This window comes from Vibrio qingdaonensis, from assembly GCF_026191675.1.
GTDB classification, from domain to species: Bacteria; Pseudomonadota; Gammaproteobacteria; order Enterobacterales; family Vibrionaceae; genus Vibrio; species Vibrio qingdaonensis.
In genome coordinates, this window is the sequence record NZ_JAKRRY010000155.1 from 1 (window position 1) to 615 (window position 615).

Below are 615 nucleotides of genomic sequence, written 5' to 3' on the forward strand. Positions count from 1 at the left end.
CGCAAGGTCAGCCGAGCCGCCCATGAACTCAGGAAGCATTTGACCAAATGCTTCTAGTGCATTTTGAGACGCTTTACGTGATGCGATGTTTGCTGGGTTAGCTTGAAGATCAGCAATGATTGCTGATGCTTTTTCTTCCCACTCCGCTGGCAACTCACCGTTTGTACGACGAGTAAACTCAGCCGCAAGTTCTGGGTAAGCCGCTGCGTAAGCGTCAAACTTAGCATTCCACGCTGCTTCTTTAGCTGCGCCCGCTTCTTGTGCATTCCATTGCGCTGCGATATCAGCTGGAATTTCAAAAGGACCGTGCTCCCAACCCAGCGCGGCTTTAGTTGCTGCAATTTCATCGGCACCTAGTGGTGCACCGTGGCAGTCGTGCGTACCGGCTTTGTTTGGAGAACCAAAACCGATAACGGTTTTAGTACAGATTAACGTAGGACGAGGATCGGCCTTCGCCGCTTCAATCGCTGCATTAATGGCATCAGAGTCGTGGCCATCAACGGCAGGGATAACATGCCAACCGTAAGCTTCAAAACGCTTAGGCGTATCGTCAGAGAACCAACCTTCTACTTCGCCATCAATCGAGATGCCGTTGTCATCCCAGAAAGCAATCAG

General features: G+C 51.1%; 1 pseudogene. It reads right to left on the reverse strand.

The features are described 5' to 3' along the window. Positions 1–615, reverse strand: a pseudogene (locus MD535_RS25800) (transketolase); the annotation flags it as partial.